The organism is Vibrio sp. LB10LO1, assembly GCF_010092875.1.
Taxonomy (GTDB): domain Bacteria; phylum Pseudomonadota; class Gammaproteobacteria; order Enterobacterales; family Vibrionaceae; genus Vibrio; species Vibrio campbellii.
The window spans coordinates 1-18,078 of record NZ_JAADJW010000021.1 but is presented as its reverse complement, the minus strand read 5'-3'; the positions used below and the strand labels follow the sequence as shown (position 1 = coordinate 18,078).

The 18,078-nt window shown below is 46.0% G+C and carries 17 protein-coding genes; 16 read left to right on the top strand and 1 reads right to left on the bottom strand.

The window, feature by feature from the left end; translation table 11 throughout:
- Nucleotides 1-81 precede the first annotated feature (81 nt).
- The 13 genes from GXP65_RS15650 to GXP65_RS15590 all read left to right on the top strand — a co-directional run bounded on the left by GXP65_RS15650 (nt 82) and on the right by GXP65_RS15590 (nt 12,545).
- A complete protein-coding gene (locus GXP65_RS15650; protein WP_162093209.1) occupies nt 82-711 on the top strand; it encodes a class I SAM-dependent methyltransferase in 630 nt (209 codons plus the stop codon).
- Between the two features lie 21 nt (nt 712-732).
- The gene (locus GXP65_RS15645) at nt 733-1,167 is read left to right on the top strand and encodes a GNAT family N-acetyltransferase (protein ID WP_162093208.1); all 435 of its coding nucleotides are present in this window, start codon (nt 733-735) and stop codon (nt 1,165-1,167) included.
- A gap of 74 nt (nt 1,168-1,241) precedes the next feature.
- On the top strand, nt 1,242-2,012 hold the full coding sequence (locus tag GXP65_RS15640) for a phospholipase A (RefSeq protein WP_086369131.1): 771 nt from the start codon (nt 1,242-1,244) through the stop codon (nt 2,010-2,012).
- 44 nt (nt 2,013-2,056) lie between these two features.
- Nucleotides 2,057-2,581, top strand: a complete 525-nt coding sequence (locus tag GXP65_RS15635; protein ID WP_162093207.1) for a GNAT family protein — start codon at nt 2,057-2,059, stop codon at nt 2,579-2,581.
- A 293-nt stretch (nt 2,582-2,874) separates the two neighbouring features.
- Nucleotides 2,875-4,008: a toxin gene (locus GXP65_RS15630; RefSeq protein ID WP_162093206.1), complete on the top strand. Its 1,134-nt coding sequence runs from the start codon at nt 2,875-2,877 to the stop codon at nt 4,006-4,008.
- Between the two features lie 210 nt (nt 4,009-4,218).
- Nucleotides 4,219-5,067 (top strand): MBL fold metallo-hydrolase, encoded by an 849-nt coding sequence (locus tag GXP65_RS15625; RefSeq protein ID WP_162093205.1) that lies wholly within the window; start codon nt 4,219-4,221, stop codon nt 5,065-5,067.
- A 167-nt stretch (nt 5,068-5,234) separates the two neighbouring features.
- Nucleotides 5,235-6,371, top strand: coding sequence for an efflux RND transporter periplasmic adaptor subunit (locus tag GXP65_RS15620; protein ID WP_038889915.1), 1,137 nt, complete (start codon nt 5,235-5,237; stop codon nt 6,369-6,371).
- Nucleotides 6,364-7,635: a TolC family protein gene (locus GXP65_RS15615; protein WP_162093204.1), complete on the top strand. Its 1,272-nt coding sequence runs from the start codon at nt 6,364-6,366 to the stop codon at nt 7,633-7,635. The genes GXP65_RS15620 and GXP65_RS15615 overlap by 8 nt, the downstream gene beginning before the upstream one ends.
- Complete coding sequence (locus GXP65_RS15610; protein WP_162093203.1) at nt 7,632-8,876, top strand: ABC transporter permease; 1,245 nt, start codon at nt 7,632-7,634, stop codon at nt 8,874-8,876. The genes GXP65_RS15615 and GXP65_RS15610 overlap by 4 nt, the downstream gene beginning before the upstream one ends.
- 2 nt (nt 8,877-8,878) lie before the next feature.
- A complete protein-coding gene (locus GXP65_RS15605; RefSeq protein ID WP_038889917.1) occupies nt 8,879-10,162 on the top strand; it encodes an ABC transporter permease in 1,284 nt (427 codons plus the stop codon).
- A gap of 19 nt (nt 10,163-10,181) precedes the next feature.
- Nucleotides 10,182-10,874 (top strand): ABC transporter ATP-binding protein, encoded by a 693-nt coding sequence (locus tag GXP65_RS15600; protein ID WP_038889919.1) that lies wholly within the window; start codon nt 10,182-10,184, stop codon nt 10,872-10,874.
- Between the two features lie 259 nt (nt 10,875-11,133).
- Complete coding sequence (locus GXP65_RS15595; RefSeq protein WP_162093202.1) at nt 11,134-12,117, top strand: YopT-type cysteine protease domain-containing protein; 984 nt, start codon at nt 11,134-11,136, stop codon at nt 12,115-12,117.
- Complete coding sequence (locus GXP65_RS15590) at nt 12,117-12,545, top strand: CesT family type III secretion system chaperone (RefSeq protein ID WP_005535790.1); 429 nt, start codon at nt 12,117-12,119, stop codon at nt 12,543-12,545. The genes GXP65_RS15595 and GXP65_RS15590 overlap by 1 nt, the downstream gene beginning before the upstream one ends.
- Before the next feature lie 65 nt (nt 12,546-12,610).
- Here the strand turns inward: GXP65_RS15590 and GXP65_RS15585 are convergent, their stop codons facing one another.
- On the bottom strand, nt 12,611-13,225 hold the full coding sequence (locus GXP65_RS15585; protein ID WP_162093201.1) for a 3'-5' exonuclease: 615 nt from the start codon (nt 13,223-13,225) through the stop codon (nt 12,611-12,613).
- Between the two features lie 93 nt (nt 13,226-13,318).
- On the opposite strand from GXP65_RS15585, the gene GXP65_RS15580 reads away from it, so the two are divergent.
- From GXP65_RS15580 to GXP65_RS15570, 3 genes are all read left to right on the top strand, one after another.
- Nucleotides 13,319-15,166 carry a hypothetical protein gene (locus tag GXP65_RS15580; protein ID WP_162093200.1) on the top strand — a complete coding sequence of 616 codons (1,848 nt, stop codon included), beginning with the start codon at nt 13,319-13,321 and terminating at the stop codon, nt 15,164-15,166.
- Between the two features lie 407 nt (nt 15,167-15,573).
- Nucleotides 15,574-16,548 carry a DUF1852 domain-containing protein gene (locus tag GXP65_RS15575; RefSeq protein WP_162093199.1) on the top strand — a complete coding sequence of 325 codons (975 nt, stop codon included), beginning with the start codon at nt 15,574-15,576 and terminating at the stop codon, nt 16,546-16,548.
- A gap of 30 nt (nt 16,549-16,578) precedes the next feature.
- Nucleotides 16,579-17,607 (top strand): methionine synthase, encoded by a 1,029-nt coding sequence (locus GXP65_RS15570; RefSeq protein ID WP_162093198.1) that lies wholly within the window; start codon nt 16,579-16,581, stop codon nt 17,605-17,607.
- The last annotated feature ends 471 nt before the right edge of the window (nt 17,608-18,078 follow it).

Below are 18,078 nucleotides of genomic sequence, written 5' to 3'. Positions count from 1 at the left end.
TTTCACGCTTTTACAATAACATAGGTGTTTAAGTGAATATGGCGTGCTACATTGGCAGCGTTCAATGATAAAGGAGGGATCATGGACGTTGCCAAAATGTATGATGAAGTATCTGAGCGCTATCAGAAGCTAATTAAAGACAGCCAATACGTTGGCCCACATTGGGTAGATGAAAAGTTAAAAACACTCGATCTCAAACAAGTCTCTGCTCTCGATTTGGCTTGTGCCACAGGCAGTATCGGGGAGGTCATCAAAACACATTATCCAGAAGCTACTCTTCACGGCTTGGACATTTCATCCAAAATGGTCGATAAAGCACGCGAGACAAACTTTTATCAAAGCGTCAGCGTTCATAACCTAGACCAACCTTTCTCTCCGATTTTCAATCAAACCTTCGACATCATTACCGCACTCGGTTTCACGGAATTCCTTACCAATCCCCAATCGCTACTTCAATGCGTTGCCAACAAGCTCAATGCTGAAGGACGCTGTTTTATCAGTTTCCAATGTCACGACCCAGATGGAAAAGACCTACCGAGAAATACCTACAGCGGCACGGTGGAACATACGGCTTACACCGAGAGTGAGGTCCGTGAGTTCAGCCAAAATGCAGGGCTTGAAGTCATGTCTTTAGAAAACCTCGTCGGCTACACATCAGGTGCAGGTTATGTATGTCGATACCTGCTCTTAGAGCTAAGAAAGCCAAGTTAATCAACTTTCGGGAAGAACACCATGCAAGGATATCGCATTAGCACTGCCTTTGAAGAGATGGATCTGGATTGCATCCATCAGTTCATTTCACAGAGCTATTGGGCGAAAGGAGTGCCGAAAGACACGCTAGATAAAGCGGTGAGAAACTCCTTTTGTTTCGGCGCGTTTACTGAGTCAAATCAACAAATCGCGTTTGCTCGCCTTATTACTGACAAAACCACCTTCGCTTATCTTGCGGATGTTTTCGTGCTCCCTGAGTTTCGTGGGCAAGGCATTAGTAAATGGTTAGTTTCTGAAATCGTGTCCCATCCAGATCTTCAAGGTTTACGCAGAATGATGCTTGCGACGCGTGATGCTCATGGCCTGTATGAACAGTACGGCTTTAAGCCTATCGAGCCCGTCGAGAACTTTATGCAGATATGGCGGCCAGAGGTCTATCGAGATAACACGGATTGATTCAGCAAAATAGAGGAAAGCTGCTAATTATCTTCTATATTGAATTCAGAGAGTTACAGATAAAAAGGATGACGATGTTTCACTGTAAAAAGTTAGGTTTATTTACGGCGTTTTTATCAACCGTTGCAGCAGACGTCTGCGCAGAAGAAAAGCGCTTTTCTGCTCATGAAGACAACTATTTATTACCGTTTTATACCGAGTCTAAGGTAAACCAAGCACGCTTTGCTCCAACCAATCCAAATGGGCACGACGCAAAGGACGTGTTGGTCCAGTTCCAAATAAGCATGAAGTATAAACTCTTAGTGTTTGGGGATGATGGCTTATTTGTCGCCTATACCCAGCGCTCAAATTGGGAAGCGTACGATGACTCAGCATACTTTAGAGACGATCAATACAACCCTGCTATTTTTTATCGTTGGAACTTAAACCCTTGGCGTATTTCGCTTGGTTTTGAGCATCAATCCAATGGTGCGGGTGGCAGCGACGAAGTCAGTTGGAATCGCGTCTATCTCGATAACAAATGGCGCTTTGAGTCTGGCTTTGTTCGTTTTAAAACTTGGTTTGATGTTGGTAGCAATCATTACAATCCAGATATTGTGGATTTCCTTGGCTATGGCGAGCTAGAAGCGGCTTGGATTTCTGAAAATGATCACAAACTGAAACTCACCGTATCGAATCTTTTTACTGAAGGCTGGGAAAAGGGTTTCTATCGCGCATCTTGGAACTTCCCCGTTTATCAGGGGTTAAGAGGTTATATGAAGGCAGAAACGGGTTACGGTCTCACAATCTCAAATTACAACTTCGATGAAAGCGCGTTTGGGGTTGGCTTTGCATTCGACTTTTAGCGCCCACTCTTTAACGTCCAAAAACGTTTTTGAGAAGGAAGTGAATGAAACTTGAAGCGCAATACGTGGCAATTCGTCACGTTGAAGAATCGGATGCTGTGCCTCTCTTTGATCATTACCTCGGTGATGAGAAAGCCTGTTTGTATCTAAACCGACAAGCGCATCTAAGCTCAACTCAAACATTGCAATCTATTAACAGATGGCGAAGCCAGTACAAGTTGGCTAACCCTAATATCTTGGTACTCGCAATCGAAGAAATCGCCTCTCAAGTCCCCATTGGTTGCTTGGTGTTAATCCCTGAAAAAAGCAGTAGCGAAATTCATTTTGGTATCTCTAGAAACTATCAAGGTAAAGGGTATGCGACTCAGGCTTGTATGCTAGGTATAGAGTATCTAAAAAGTATCGGAGTCGAGGAGGTCCATACAGCTCCTCATATCGATCATCAAGCCAGCATTCGCGTGCTCGAAAAATGTGGATTTAAGAAACAAGGCTTGCTGAAAGAGTATGCGGTTTTTCCTGCCCTTAGCGACGAACCTCAGGATTGTTGGAATATGTTTTTGAACAACTAGCAGCTCACACTTCATGCTTGGGCTTCTTCTATCTAGGAGCAATGTAGCGTTATCTCCCTAAACCTATCCCCTTGAGTAATCCTCCAGTTAAGTGCTGTTAAATTGGAATCATTGTCACTGTGTAACTTTCTAATTGTGTAATCACATTTTAATTTTTGACGTTGATATGATTATAACTAGTGTGTAAGTAAACGATTGCCTAGTGATTCTGAGCGTTTTATAAAATCGATATTATTGATGATTAGTCACTGCTTTAAGATGAAGTTTCCGCTTCTTTTGTAGAGTGTTACTTCATGCCTAATCTTGATGAACTAAAAAGTAAAACCAGTACGGGTGGAGGCTACAAGCCCGTTGATGACACCGTAAAACCGCCACCAAAGCCTCCGGAATTAGAACAAACGGTTCAAGAACGCCTCGAGCGGCAACGAAGAGAGCGTAAAGAAGAGTTAACCTACAAAGCAGAAGATGAAGAGCGTTGGGCTGCGAATCGTGAGCGAGCGGCTCAGAGTTCTGCTGCAACTAGCTCTAAAACAGCTCCACCGCCACCTCCTCCGCCAAGAATGGCACCGCCACCGCCGCCTCCTCCGGCAGGAGGTATGCCACCACCACCGCCTCCGATAGGGGGAGGGGCTCCACCACCTCCGCCAGGGCCAGGTGCACCGCCACCACCACCAGGAGCGAAGAAAGCGGCACCGGTCGATGATGAGAAAGAGTTTGTCCCAATCGTACTGAGCAAGCCAGAGATGGCTGGGGATAAGGCATCAGAGACGTGGAAAACGGAAGATTACGTTGATGTAGATCGTTTGAATGCGAAAATCAGTGCGTTGTTCGGCATACCAAATCCGGGAGTGAAGGTTGAGAGCGTATCTCATGAAGAGATGTTCAATAAGATAAAAGCGCAGCCGGGTTACGGAAATATGGAATTCAACCATGAGCAATTGAATGTAAACCCAGCAGCATGGACATCGCCTGATGGCACTATCTATATGGGAACAACCGCGCCGGATTATTCGTCTGGAGGCAAACTTGACGCTGCCAAGATTCGATCGACTATTGTTCACGAAAGTTTGCATGCTTCTTCGTGCAAGCACACAGGATTTCAGGGGCCAGAAAGTTTGGCTGTACCCAACACCAACTACGATGAGTATGTGACGGACTATTTCGCCAAACAAGTTTACGACGAGCTGTTCCCTGGAGCGGTGTACAAAACCGCTTATTTCACCAAAAACCTTGGTGATAGGCCGATGCATTGGGGCGGCAACCTCGCGAAATTTATGGTGGACTCTGGCCATACTACAGAGAAAGAGCTTATCAATGCGTACTTCAAAACGGGCAAGACTCCGACACTCTCTGGAGAGAATCTAAATAAGTGGAAGAACTACGCTAAACAGGATCGCAATAAGCTCAAATATAAAGAGAAGAAGTAACAAAACTGAAACGGATTTGCTCTCTTCCTTGGCTCAATGCGTTTGATCAAGTCATCCAACGCGCGGCAACATTTGCCAGCGTTGGCCTTGTTTCTCTGTCATGTTGTAAATCACTCTCTAGTCACACAATTTCAATCAAGGCTTCCGAGATGAATGAAACCTCGTTATTGTCTCTGCGATTCATATAGTTCAACGCAGTAAGGAGACATTATGATCGTGACCACCTTGGTTGATAATTCACGCATAGAGGGGAGAGATGATCTCTGTGTTGAGCGTGGTTTATCGCTACACATTGAGACGTCGGGAATGAACATTCTCTTTGATATGGGGAGTGGACAAACGTTTTGTGACAACGCGCCTCGACTGAATGTGGATATCCAAGCCGTAGATTTTGGCGTTGTTTCTCACCGACACCATGACCATTGCAACGGTGCCTCTTATTTCCTTGAGCGGAATGAAACCGCGAAGATTTATTTAAAGGCATGTGGCGAGCAAGATTACTACTTTCGCGCCTTTGGTTTTAAGAACGATGTTGGCATCGATAAAGCGCTGTTAGAGAGCGCAAATAACCGTTTCGTACTGATTGATCGAAGGACAGAAGTTGCCCCCAATGTTCACGTGATTACCGAGATATGCGACCGCTTTCCACAACCAAAAGGCAACCAGTACCTGTATACCCAATCGCATGATGGCGGCTACGAGCAGGACACCTTCGAGCACGAATTGCTGCTTATTATCAAAGAAGAAGACGGCTTGGTTGTCTTTACGGGCTGTGCGCACAGCGGTGTGCTGAACATGATTGAAACCGCCACAGAGTTATTTCCAAACTGCCAAATCAAAGCGGTGGTGGGGGGCTTTCACCTTGTTGGTTTACCAGTATTGAATGGTATTGGTGGCACGAAAGACGATATTAGAGCATTGGGCAGAGCGCTGTCGGAATATCCGATTGATAAGTTTTACACCGGCCATTGCACAGGAATGAAAGCGTATGGCCTTTTAAAAGAAATACTAGGGGATCGTCTAGAGCATTTACCCACAGGTAGAAGCGTAAACCTATAAGTTTAGACTCATACGACTTAGTGGATTATCCATCTAGTTTATTGTCAATAGCACCTGACATAGCTATACCAAATACGACAAATTCGCGACATTAAAGCCGATATGATTCTAGAACTTTATGTTCATAAGATGGTCACAAGACTACACAAAAATAATCGGTATCAATAATGGCAAAAATTTGGCTTGTCTCTGCTGTGAGCGTTGCATTGCTTGGCGGCGGTGCATATTTTTATCTGCAATCTTCCACTCAACCAGAGGCGTTTCCAACGCTGGCGGTGGAAAAGGGAACCATTGAAAAACAAGCGGTAGCGGTCGGCAATATTGTCCCTGCACACTCGGTGTCTATTAAGTCGCAAATCGATGGCATCGTGGGCGAGATGTACGTGCAGGTCGGTGAAAAGGTCAAGCAAGGCCAAGCATTGATTAAGGTTCGCCCCAACCCGACGCCGCAAGCATTAACCGATGCATCAACAGATCTCATGCGCAGCGAAGCCGACTTAGAATCCGCTAAGCAAAAGCTGGCTAACCTTGAAAGCTTGGTGAAACAAGACATCATTCCAAACAACTACGACGAATACGTCAGCGCGCGCTCTGCAGTGAAATCCGCTCAAGCGAACGTACTGCAAAAGCGCCAGAATCTAGAATTGATTCGCAGTGGTGAAGCTTCCATTGGTGACGCCCGTTTAACCTCAACCATTTATGCACCAATCGATGGCACAGTATTAAACCGCAAAGTAGAAGTGGGTGAGCCAATCATCTCGACCGAATCCAGCCAAGCGGCGACAGAAATGATGTCTCTGGCAGACATGAACAGCCTGATCTTCAAAGGCAGCGTCAGCGAGCACGATGCCGCGCAGCTTTCCCCGGGCATGCCTGTATTACTTACCGTTGCGCCTTATCCTGATATGGAAATTTCCGGTGTGTTAACCAAAGTTGCGATCCAATCAGAGAACCTTAACTCGCCAGAAGGTAACGCGACGGCAAAAAGCTTTGATAACGGATTTGAAGTGGAAGTTGGTGACCTGAAGATCCCGAAAGAGATCTTACTGCGCTCGGGCTTCTCGTCCACAGCACAAATCACACTGAAGAAATCTGAGAACGTCTTAACCTTGCCAGAACGAGCACTGCAATTTGATGGAGATACACCAAACGTATTGATTCCAGATAGCTCAGAGCAAGGTTTCCACAAACAAAAAGTGAAACTTGGTTTGTCAGATGGCATCAACGTAGAAGTATTGGACGGCGTTAAGCTAGACGAAGAAATCATCGATAACAGCATGATGATGGGAGCCGCGCATGGCTAAGCGAAATCTATCTAAAATCGGATTTGCGATTCTGGCCGCCACACTCAGCTTACCGAGCTATGCCATCTCGATTGAACAAGCATGGCAACAGGCGAAGCAAAATGACCCGAACTACGAGAAAGCCAAAATTGGCGTTCAACTCGGCGAAGTGGGTGTTGATGCAAGCCGCAGCTCACTCTTACCCGGCTTAAGTGCGACGGCATCGGCGAATTGGAATGAATCCGCCGACAACACCAACAGTTATGGCGCATCGCTTTCTCAAACCATCTGGGACAGCAGCTTGTGGTCAGATTTGGATCAAGCCAATGCCAACTACATTAAATCTCAGCTAGAGCTCGCTCAGTCACACAATGAACTTGCACAAAGACTGCTCTCGTCTTATTTGGATGTGGCAAGCGCGCAGGGGGATCTGCAACTGGCGCAATCCAAACTGGAAGAAGGCAACAAACTGCTGAAGATCATCGAGAAGCGTTACCGAGCAGGTAAAGTGAAATCCGTTGATGTCGAAGAGATCCGTGCGACACAAGTTGCCGATAGAGCCGGTATTTTGAATGCGCGCTCAGATTTAGAAGTCAAACGAGCAGAGCTGGCGGCTTTGATCAACCAAGTTCCACAAGACGTTGACCAAATTCGCACTGACTCCCTTGTACAACCGCCAATGATGGTGGAATCGCAAGAACAATGGTTAAAGCTTGCTAAAGACAGCAGCCCTGAGTTGCTGGTGGCTGCACAGAACGTTAAAGCCAGTGAGTTTGCTAAAGACTCAGCCCAAGGCGGTTACTACCCAACGGTGAAAGGTAACGTTGGGTATAACGATGATGACCGACGCAAAGACGGCGAGTTCAGCGCAGGTATCACCCTAAGCGTGCCGATTGACTTGAACGGCGCAACGCGTGCCAGAGTGGACGAAGCGTCACTCAATACCCTCAGCGCAAAACAAGACTTACGTCGAGTCGAAATCGACATCCAAAAGCGCGTGATTCAGCAATTTACTCAAGTCGACATCAACTGGAATCAAGTCTTAATGGCGAACGAGCTGGTGACTTCTCGTGAGAAAGTGTTGCGCAGCAAAGAGAAACTTTACGATGCGGGCTTGTTAGAAGTCTCGGAAGTGATCAGTGCGCACAACAGTTTGTTTGAAGCGAAAAACAGCCTGCAAAACAACCTGTACAACTACTGGCGTCAGCGTATCGGCTTGTTGCAAACCGCAGGTAAGTTAGATGACGACACCATGGTACTGATCTCCCGAGCATTTAACTCATGATCCGTCTATTGCAACAAACGTTATTACAGCAAACCTTATTGCAGCAAACATGGCAAACACTGATGGCGCATCGCATGAAGAGCATGCTGGCCATCGTGGCTATTGCTTGGGGTGTGATCTCGGTTGTGGTGTTGATTGCATTGGGTGAAGGTTTTTATCGCCATCAAACTCAGCAGTTGTCGTTTATGGTCAACAACGTGCAAGTCGCCTTTCCGTCGAGCACCAGCAAACCTTGGCATGGCTTACCCCTGAGACGCCAGATCCAGATCCCGCAGGATAAGGTCGATATGATCGAACAATCGGGTTTTGTGAAACAAGCATCCAGTGTTTATGCCAAGTGGGATGCGAACGTCACCAATGAAAAAGGGCAGAACCTGACGAGCTTCGTCAGTGGCATTGACTCCCATTATTTCTCGTTGATTCAACGTAAGTTAGAGCAAGGTTCGCGTAACCTTTCACCCAGTGATATTGCCAACCACACCCGCGTTGCGATTTTGGGGGATCAAGTCGCTAGGATGGGGGGAATTCATGTCGGGCAAACCACCAAAGTCAATGGCATTCCATTTTTGGTGATCGGCATTATGAAAGACGAAGATGCGGGCATTTCATTTGGTGACAGTCGCAGAGTTTTCATCCCTCATACTACGTACCTTGATTTGTGGGATACCAAGCCTTGGATGCTGCTACTCAAGCCTGTCGACGGTATGGATGGCAACGCATTCCGACAAGCCATCGTTAACTTTTATGCCAAACAATTGCACTTTGACCCGACCGACAAAGAAGCGATTAACTTGCCAGACTTTAGCGAGGGAGCGGCGGTAATCACGGGTATTTTCCGCGGCATTCAAATCTTCCTGGGTGCAAGCGGCGCAATGACCATGGCCGTTGGTGCGCTTGGCGTTGCGAACATCATGTTCCTCTCTGTAACAGAGCGAACGCGAGAAATCGGTGTACGTTTGGCGATTGGCGCAACGCAAAAATCCATACTCAGCCAGTTCATCCTTGAAGGATTGTTATTGGTGGCCGTTGGTACCGCACTTGGCTTAATGGTGGCTTACTTGGTGGTCGCACTGCTCGGGTCTATGCATTTACCAGATTGGTTAGGTTTTCCTGTGATTACGCCAGATTCCATTACTTGGTCATTATTGGTGACTCTCGTTCTGGCGCTGCTGGCGTCTTACTTTCCGGCAAGGCGAGCATCGCGTCTCACCCCCGTAATAGCATTGAGTGCGAGGGCGTAAATATGTTGCTACCAATGAGACAAATCTTTCAGGAAATGGCAGCAGAAAAGCTGCGTTTGGGATTGACCATTCTTGCCGTTGCGTGGGCGACCCTATGTATCGCGGCCATGCTGGCGGTGGGCGAGGGCATACGCCAAGGCGTATTAAGAACAGCGCAAGATGGTAACGGGAACCTGATTTACTTAACCGGAGGCATGGCGACCGTCGATTATGGCGTGTTTCACCAAGGTAAGTTTCTCACCTTAAAAGCCGACGATACCGACGTAATTAAAGCCTTGCCTGAGGTGAAAAGTGTTGCGCCAACCGCCGTTTGGGATGAGCGCATTACAGTCGGTGATCGAGGAATATGGCAAAAGCCACTCGCGGTCACGACAGACTTTGCATCGATGACCAACTTAATCCCAATGGATGGCGGACGTTGGCTCAATCCACTTGATCAAAAAGAGATGCGTAAGGTTGTTGTGTTGGGCTATTCACTGGCTGCGGACTTGTTTAACCCTAATGAAGACTTCAGCTGGTTTGCCCCCGTGACACTGCAAACCAATCCTGTCGGTGAAAAGGTCAAGATTGGCAGTGAAGAGTTCACCGTAATTGGTGTGTTGAAGAAGAACAGCGCCGAAGTTGAGCAGGGTGACCAAATCAACTACGCCAGCTTTGTGCCTTTAGCCACGTGGCAACGCTTTCATACTAACGGCGATATCGGAGGCATCAACGTCGAGCCACAAGCTCATGCTGATCGTGAAAAACTGGCAAAGACCATTCGTCAGGTGATTGCTCGTAAACACGGCGCCAGTGTGAGTGATGAGCAAGTCGTCCAAGTGGAAGACATGTTCCTCAAACAGAAAAGCATGCAGCAGTTCTTGATTGGTTTACAAAGCTTTCTTGGGATCATCGGCTTTGTCACGCTGGCCGTGGCGGGCGTAGGGATTGCGAATGTCATGTACGCGACCGTAAAACGTTCCACCCGAGACATCGGTGTGCGCATGGCAGTCGGTGCCACGCCCACAGCCATTCGTCTTCACTACCTAGTGCAATCACTGATGACCATGATGCTCGGCGGTGTACTGGGGTTAGGTGTGACCTACGCGCTTGTATCGGCCATCAGCGCCATAAACCTAGAGGGCAACACCTTTTATGAACACCTTGGAAAACCCGTTCCTGAGCTGTCTTGGATCGTGGTTGCGATTGTGATTTCCACCTTGGTGTTTATTGGTGTCGCTTCTGCATGGCTGCCCGCAAACCGCGCCGCAAAAGTGAGCCCGTTGGAGGCACTGCAAAGTGAATAACAAGAATTCTGGAGACAAGATGTCGAACACGCCACTGGTTGATTTGACCAACATTTGTAAATACTACTCAAGCGGAGAGGCGGAAGTTCGTGCGCTAGATGGCGTCGACTTGACCATCAACCAAGGGGAATTTCTTTCCATTCTTGGTCCGTCTGGCTCGGGTAAATCGACTCTGATGAACATGCTGGGCTGCTTGGATAAACCGACCGATGGCCAATACCAATTGGGTGGTCAAAACGTCGCAAGTTTAAGCCCGAACGAACTAGCTGGTATTCGCAACCAAAAGATAGGCTTTGTCTTCCAAAGCTTTAACTTGTTGGAATACGCAACAGCATTGGATAACGTGGCACTGCCGTTGGTTTACTCTGGAATCAAAGCCAAAGAGCGCCGTCAACGCGCCGCTAAATTGCTAGAGCAAGTCGGACTAGGGGATCGCCTCGACCACAAACCAAACCAGCTTTCTGGTGGTCAAAAGCAGAGAGTGGCGATTGCAAGAGCCTTGGTCAACGATCCACAAATCATCTTAGCGGATGAGCCAACAGGGGCATTGGATTCAAAATCCGGCGCAGAGATTGAAGCCTTGTTCAATCAACTCCACGCTGAAGGCAGAACCTTGATCATCGTGACGCACGATAACGCCCTTGCAGAGCGCACCAAGCGCATCATCACCATCAAAGATGGCAAGGTAATTTCGGATAGAGTGCCGCAGTAACCGTCTCTATGTTTGCTAACACTCAACGCATAGGGAAATAAAGCTTGGAGGGCAATGATGGTTGCGAAAATCATCATTGCCCTCTACTCAAACAGAACCACTACAACGATTTCTTTGCCTCAAAAATACACCCTTCCCAAATCTCTTCAAACAAGCTCTCTGATCAAATCAACAAAACAACGACCATGACTAACAGCCCAACTTCATCGCTTTGGTTAACCTTGCTGCATACAAAAATAAACAAAGAAAGCAGGTAGTTATGCAAGGTATTACTAATATTTCCTCTATCAGTGGACCAATCATCTCTGCGCCAGTCAGCCAACCACAAAACCAAGGTCAACTTGGTGGCTTGAGCGCAAGCACGCAAATGACGCCAGATGCCATTCGCAACTTGATGCTGCAACAGATGAGTAGTGGTGCTACTGCAAACCCAGCACCAATCAGTTCGTTTTCTCTGCAAAGCGCGACACCAGAACAGAGCGCAGAGCCTCGCTCAAAGCTACAAAACTTCAAAACAGCGGTACAAACGCTGGGCGACCGTATTTTGCACGCTCTGGTTAGCACTAAAACCGCTTCATTGCGTAACTCGGCAGCAAAACACAACGGCGAAGTGACCATGCAAGTCTCTCAGGTAACGGGCAGCATCAAAAACGCCATCCTAAAAGACACCAACACCTCTGGCGGATGTTGTGAAGCACTGAGCGCTCACTGGATGAAGGCACGAGCAGAAGGCTCTAACCTTGGCGAACAGCTATTTCAATCAGGAACGGCAAGCGACAAAGGCAAGCTGAATAAAGAGACAATGCAGTCTGTCGCGCAACTGCAAACCGATGGCATGGTGGGTTATGACCAAGAAGCGATCACAGAAGGTTGGCTAAGAAGCAACAACATCGAATCGCCTTACCGAGAACTTGGTGCATTATCACGTGTGCATGGACAAACAAGCCGTGGCCGAAATGGTGCAGCAGAGCTTGCGGCGAAGATCGTTGATAACGGCCCTAAAACATCGCTATTGAAGAAGATCGGCCTTGAAGGTCCAAGTAATGCACACGCCGTCGCCGCCGCGGTAGATGGAGAAAAAGTGACCTTCTTTGACCCGAACTTCGGTGAGTTTTCTTTCCCAAGCAAGGAAGATTTCACCAACTGGTTTGTTCAGGATTTCTGGCACAAATCAGGCTATGACTTCCCAAAATTCGGCTTATCGGGAGAATTCAGCATCGTCAACTTGGAGGCTAACCACTAATGACAACCACATTCGATCACCTAGTTAAACACTTTTTCGAAAAGAACGGCCTAGAGAACCCAACCGCGCAAGATGGTATCTACAGCCTGTTGATTGACCAAAAGTATCAACTTCATTTCACGCATCAGAATGAAGAGTGGATGGTACTGTATGCAGAACTTGGTGAGGCAAACCCGATATCGGAGCAGCTGGCAAAGAGCAATATCTTTGGTGAATACTGGCCTGCGCACATTGTGTCGCATCAGGAAAACAGCGCCGTTTTATGGTCGCAACAACCGATGGCGATGCTAAATGTGGCAGCGTTAGAGGCGTGGACAGAGTGCTTTATTCAAGATCTTATTGAAAAGCAGGCGGCGATTTCTGGTGTAGAGCCAACGCCAGCAAGCGCAGAGCCAACCAATATCCGACCTCATATGATCTCGGTGTAAACCCTAGAATCTAAATTTATAGGGCTAAGTAACGCCCGCATGATTGGGCGTTACTTGTTTGTGGGTTAAGCGCGGCTTTTAGCCAGTAGCTGGCCCACTTTTCCTTTTGCTGTTTTACTTACCGTCTTCATAAACTTAAAGCTTGGCGCTGCAATGCCCGATTGCTCAAGCTCTTCTACCATCAACAACCACAGTTTTGCCGTTACCTGTGCATCGGCTAACGCGCGGTGGAATACACCGTCGTTTTCAATGTTCTTGTAACGAACCAACTCACCCAACTTGTGTGACGGCGCATCTTGAATCAGGCGTCTTGCCACCAATAAAGAACACGCGAACTCGCCAGAATAACCGCAGTCGATTCGCTCCAACTCAGCATCCAGAAATCGCTTGTCGAACGACGCGTTGTGCGCGATAAGATTCTCCCCCGCAATAAACTCACTGAACGATGCCATCACTTCATCGCAGCTTGGCGCGGTGCGCAGCATGTTATTGGTAATACCTGTGTAGCCCTCAATAAATGAGCTCACACGAAAGCCAGGATTCATAAGTTGCTGAAAACTATCGACCACCTCACCATCAACGATCTTAACCGCACCGATTTCAATCGCGCGATCACCCATATTCGGAGACAGACCTGTGGTTTCAAAGTCGAGTACGACAACGGAGTTAGCTTGAGGCATGAAGTTTTCCAACTGAACAATAGGGCGCAAGAGTATCGTTGAAAGTGGTGGAAAAGGGAAGGAGGGGCGATGTTTTAGTCGTTAGTGAAACTGATGAACCAATGGGTAAACAATAAATGCTGTGAGATCTATAAAGCTAACTTAACTCCAACATCAATTAACTGTCGTTTAGAGGTGAAAAATCTTAAGATAGTTTTAAATGAAACTGGTTTAGTAAAAAGCATTGATATGGAACTTACACTCGACTGTGAAAAAACGATAAATGTTAAACTTGATGATGGTCGTTACGCGATACTGACTTTGGAGAGAGGCAGGTATCCAAAACTTGATTGTGCCAATGAGTTTGATTCTTTTATATCTCAGGAAATCGATGAAGTCGTTGTCCATGATTACGTGAGTGGTGGTAAATCAACGTTCTATTTATCTGGTCGTCACAATTCTTCATACGATGATGAGCTGTTTGACCACGTATATACAGGGGATGCAAATAGAAAAAAGATTACACAAGTCTCTTTTATAATGCCTCAGCTATCCGTTTACTTTAATCATGAGATAAAAAGGAGATTTGAGGAAAGTGGAGATATGCTCGCGCAGACTCACATTGAGTCACTTAATGCAGAGTTAATTAATAGTAAAAGCATAAAGAGCGTTGATATATTTCAATCTAAACATCTAAAAGACAATGATTATGGGGACGGGTTTGTATTTACTAGTACTCTAGATATCAACTTTACCTATGATGCTCCGGTTTCAATGAGTGAGATTTCCAAGCTGAGATTCAAAGTAATTAACTTGTTTACGTGGATCTTTGGAACATCTAGTTACTTAACAAGAATTGATTTGTTCGACGAAGATTCAAATAAAGGTTATCTCTACGTTCCCACTCACAAGGCAAAAGAGACTGAAAAGGTTTCTCAACCATACCCGTTCATGCCAGCTGACCAGTTGAGAGCCTCATTTCAAGCAATCTGTCAGAGCTATTTTGTTGAGAACTCGTTTGTTTTCGACGAGATATGGGCAAAAACAATTCCCTTATTCAGCATAAAAAATGTGCTTGAATATGAATTGATGTTATACGCGTCTATTCTGGATAAATACTTTAGCTATAAAGTTGACCAGCATGAACTAAGTAATGTGATGCCCCAAAATGATTACGCCAAGTTAATATCAAGGCTTGCGAATGTTGCTGAGAACGAACCATTGATTACGGGTGCAATTGATAAAGGTTCTATCGTTAACATAGCAAATGAAGTCACGTTAAAAAGGCTTATACCCAATAGTAATGCAACTACGTTTAACAAGAAGGCTAAAATTTACTTGCGCTATATAGGGAAAACTGTGTCAGATGTTTTTATAAATGATAAGGATTTTTATCAGATTAAGGAGATTCGAGATCGAGCTGCACACGGTGAGATGGAAGTTTTACATACACAGCAAGTCTATCTATTCCTGAACAAAATTAAGATGCTTACTATGTATCTGATATATAGAGACTTAGGTATTTCAGATCACAGTTTCCTTGAGTTACTCTGCTTGCCTTTCCACGAAATAAAACAAGGTTGTGTACAGGATACCTTTAAGAGAGATGTTGCTTTGGGTAAGGCAAATATTATGCAGGTTAATGAGTCAACATTTAACTTCGTTAAGAAAGAAAGGGGCATTCTGTCTTTCGTCTTTTCTAGGGAGCAGCATACTTATCACGTTGATAAAAAATTAACCCTTTGTCTAAAAGAGGCATTTTGGGGAGGTAAAACCACAATAAATAAATATAGAAACCTTGAAGAGTTTGTACAATCACAAATCCCTAATAACAAGAAAGCGGCTTACCTATCAGAGTCTTATATTAGGTATGGTAACCAGACTTATCTTATGCGTGGAATTATTGTTATCGATAAATTACCTAAATTAAAGTCATTTAATAGAGCTAGGATCTCAGATTAAGATAGCAACAATAAATAGGACATCTATGCTCTATTTATTAGGTGAGTAGGGCTTTTGGTTATTCAAGACTGTTCAATTATGAGGTGTCACGAGAAAGGAGAGTTTACCTCTTCTTCAAATACCAGTTTATGATACTGAAGTTGCTTCGTCACAATGACTCCGTTCTAGAACCATGAAATTCCTTCATGTTCAACGTGAAGTATTACCAATGTTATTCAAGTAACGAAGCAAGTATAAAAAACAGACTGCTCTGGTGTTAGGCACTGTGACAGCTGTTTTTGAACTGAATTTTCGAAGTAAACGCTGTACACACTGACGATTGGGAAAATCAAAAAACACAACCATCCCCAAGAACAGAGTTAGGAATCAGTCAGCGTTTATCTAAGGAAATAGGATACCAACTCACCATGAATAACGATTTCAATTTTGCTATTAAAAGCATCCGTTTTGATGAGAATTACCAACCATCAGACAGCACGCGAATCACCACCAACTTTGCCAACCTAGCTCGTGGTGACAGCCGCCAAAATAACCTTCGTAATGCACTGCGTATGATCGACAATCGTTTTAACGCCTTGGCACATTGGGATAACCCGAATGGCGATCGTTACAGCGTCGAGTTGGAAATCATTACTGTGGATATGGATATTCAAGGCAGTGGTGAAGCGTTCCCTTCCATCGAAGTGCTTAAAACCAACATTATTGACCGCAAAACCAACGAACGTATCGAAGGCATTGTCGGTAACAACTTCTCCTCTTATGTGCGCGATTACGACTTTAGCGTTCTGCTGTTAGACCACAACAAAGACCAGCCTCAATTTAGCATTCCTGCTGATTTTGGTGAGTTGCACGGCAAGCTGTTTAAAGCGTTCGTGAAGTCAGAATCGTACCAACAACATTTCCAGAAGCCGCCAGTGATCTGTTTGAGTGTATCGGACAACAAGGTTTACCGCCGTACTGACAACCAGCATCCAGTGTTGGGTTTTGAATATCAGCCAAACGAATCGTCATTGACCGAGCAGTACTTCAAAAAGATGGGCTTACAGGTGCGCTACTTTATGCCGCCAAACAGTGTCGCTCCGTTGGCGTTCTATTTCTTCGGTGACTTGTTGAATGACTACTCAAACCTAGAGCTGATCAGCACCATCAGTACCATGGAGACGTTCCAAAAGATTTATCGCCCAGAGATTTACAACGCAAACGCGGTAGCCGGCCAGTGTTACCAACCGAACTTGAAGAATCTCGATCACTCGTTAACCCAAATCGTTTATGACCGCGAAGAGCGCAGCCAGCTTGCGAAAGAGCAAGGGAAGTTTGCTGAGGAGCACTTCATCAAACCTTATCAAGCGATCCTTGAGCAATGGTCTGCAAGTTACGCGTAATCGAAAAAGAGAATCTAGAAGGGAATGACGATGAAAACACTATTACCGACTTCAACGGCGGGCAGCTTACCTAAGCCTTCTTGGCTGGCTCAACCAGAGACGCTTTGGTCACCGTGGAAACTACAAGGTGACGAATTGATTGATGGCAAACGTGATGCGTTGCGAGTCTCTATACAAGAGCAAGAACTGGCAGGGGTAGATATTGTCAGTGACGGTGAACAAACTCGCCAACACTTTGTGACGACGTTTATTGAACACCTTAGCGGAGTAGACTTTGAGAACCGCAAAACCGTGACCATTCGTAATCGCTATGACGCGAGTGTACCGACGGTTGTTGGCCCAGTCAGCCGAACCAAACCTGTGTTTGTGGAAGATGCGAAGTTCTTGCGCCAGCAAACCAAACAACCGATCAAATGGGCGCTACCGGGGCCAATGACGATGATCGACACACTGTATGATGATCACTACGGGAGCCGAGAAAAGCTGGCTTGGGAATTCGCAAAGATTCTTAACCAAGAAGCCAAAGAGCTTGAAGCGGCAGGTGTCGACATTATCCAATTTGATGAGCCTGCGTTTAATGTGTTCTTTGATGATGTGAACGAGTGGGGCATTGCGTGTTTAGAGCGTGCTATCGAAGGGCTAAAATGCGAAACGGCTGTACATATCTGCTATGGCTACGGCATCAAAGCCAACACGGATTGGAAGAAAACATTGGGCTCTGAATGGCGACAATACGAAGAGGTGTTCCCGAAGCTCCAAAAGTCCAATATCGATATTATCTCGCTTGAGTGTCACAACTCGCGTGTACCTATCGAACTATTAGAACTTATCCGAGGCAAAAAGGTGATGGTTGGCGCAATTGATGTGGCAACTAACGAGATTGAAACACCAGAAGAGGTTGCAGAAACTCTGCGTGAAGCGCTGAAATATGTTGATGCCGACAAACTTTACCCATGCACCAACTGCGGCATGGCGCCTCTCTCTCGTGAAGTTTCAACGGCAAAGCTTAATGCACTCAGCGCAGGCGCAGAGATCATTCGAAAAGAGTTGGCGGGTTAATATCAGAGTTTAAGTTCGACGCAGCTAACTCAAGTTGGGTCATTCCAGCGAGTCTAAGCGAGACTAGGAATCTGCTAACCACTCGCTGGGAAATAGCGATAACCTGAGACCTTCACAGCACTTTGCGGGCAGATCCTGAATCACCTCGTCCCTCGTTGTTCAGGATGACAGACGTTGGGAGATACGTTGCTCACGATGTTCTTATATTTGGTATGTATCCAAAATTGGGTCATTCCAGCGAGTCTAGACGAGACTAGGAATCTGCTAACAACTCGCTGGGAAATGGCGATAGCCTCAGGACTTAACAGCACTTTGCGGGTAGATCCTGAATCACCTCGTCCCTCGTTGTTCAGGATGACGGGTGTTGGTAGATAAGTTGCTCGCGATGTTCTTATATGTGTAGTGTATCCAAAGTAGGGTCATTCCAGCGAGTCTAAGCGAGACTAGGAATCTGCTAACCACTCGCTGGGA

Bases quoted from the DNA above. Each gene is read 5' to 3' on its own strand.
- GXP65_RS15595 (WP_162093202.1), top strand. From the start codon at position 11,134: ATGCAAGGTATTACTAATATTTCCTCTATCAGTGGACCAATCATCTCT.
- GXP65_RS15625 (WP_162093205.1), top strand. From the start codon at position 4,219: ATGATCGTGACCACCTTGGTTGATAATTCACGCATAGAGGGGAGAGAT.
- GXP65_RS15580 (WP_162093200.1), top strand. From the start codon at position 13,319: ATGAACCAATGGGTAAACAATAAATGCTGTGAGATCTATAAAGCTAAC.
- GXP65_RS15635 (WP_162093207.1), top strand. From the start codon at position 2,057: ATGAAACTTGAAGCGCAATACGTGGCAATTCGTCACGTTGAAGAATCG.
- GXP65_RS15590 (WP_005535790.1), top strand. From the start codon at position 12,117: ATGACAACCACATTCGATCACCTAGTTAAACACTTTTTCGAAAAGAAC.
- GXP65_RS15585 (WP_162093201.1), bottom strand. From the start codon at position 13,225: ATGCCTCAAGCTAACTCCGTTGTCGTACTCGACTTTGAAACCACAGGT.
- GXP65_RS15600 (WP_038889919.1), top strand. From the start codon at position 10,182: ATGTCGAACACGCCACTGGTTGATTTGACCAACATTTGTAAATACTAC.
- GXP65_RS15570 (WP_162093198.1), top strand. From the start codon at position 16,579: ATGAAAACACTATTACCGACTTCAACGGCGGGCAGCTTACCTAAGCCT.
- GXP65_RS15650 (WP_162093209.1), top strand. From the start codon at position 82: ATGGACGTTGCCAAAATGTATGATGAAGTATCTGAGCGCTATCAGAAG.
- GXP65_RS15605 (WP_038889917.1), top strand. From the start codon at position 8,879: ATGTTGCTACCAATGAGACAAATCTTTCAGGAAATGGCAGCAGAAAAG.
- GXP65_RS15640 (WP_086369131.1), top strand. From the start codon at position 1,242: ATGTTTCACTGTAAAAAGTTAGGTTTATTTACGGCGTTTTTATCAACC.
- GXP65_RS15645 (WP_162093208.1), top strand. From the start codon at position 733: ATGCAAGGATATCGCATTAGCACTGCCTTTGAAGAGATGGATCTGGAT.
- GXP65_RS15630 (WP_162093206.1), top strand. From the start codon at position 2,875: ATGCCTAATCTTGATGAACTAAAAAGTAAAACCAGTACGGGTGGAGGC.
- GXP65_RS15575 (WP_162093199.1), top strand. From the start codon at position 15,574: ATGAATAACGATTTCAATTTTGCTATTAAAAGCATCCGTTTTGATGAG.
- GXP65_RS15615 (WP_162093204.1), top strand. From the start codon at position 6,364: ATGGCTAAGCGAAATCTATCTAAAATCGGATTTGCGATTCTGGCCGCC.
- GXP65_RS15610 (WP_162093203.1), top strand. From the start codon at position 7,632: ATGATCCGTCTATTGCAACAAACGTTATTACAGCAAACCTTATTGCAG.
- GXP65_RS15620 (WP_038889915.1), top strand. From the start codon at position 5,235: ATGGCAAAAATTTGGCTTGTCTCTGCTGTGAGCGTTGCATTGCTTGGC.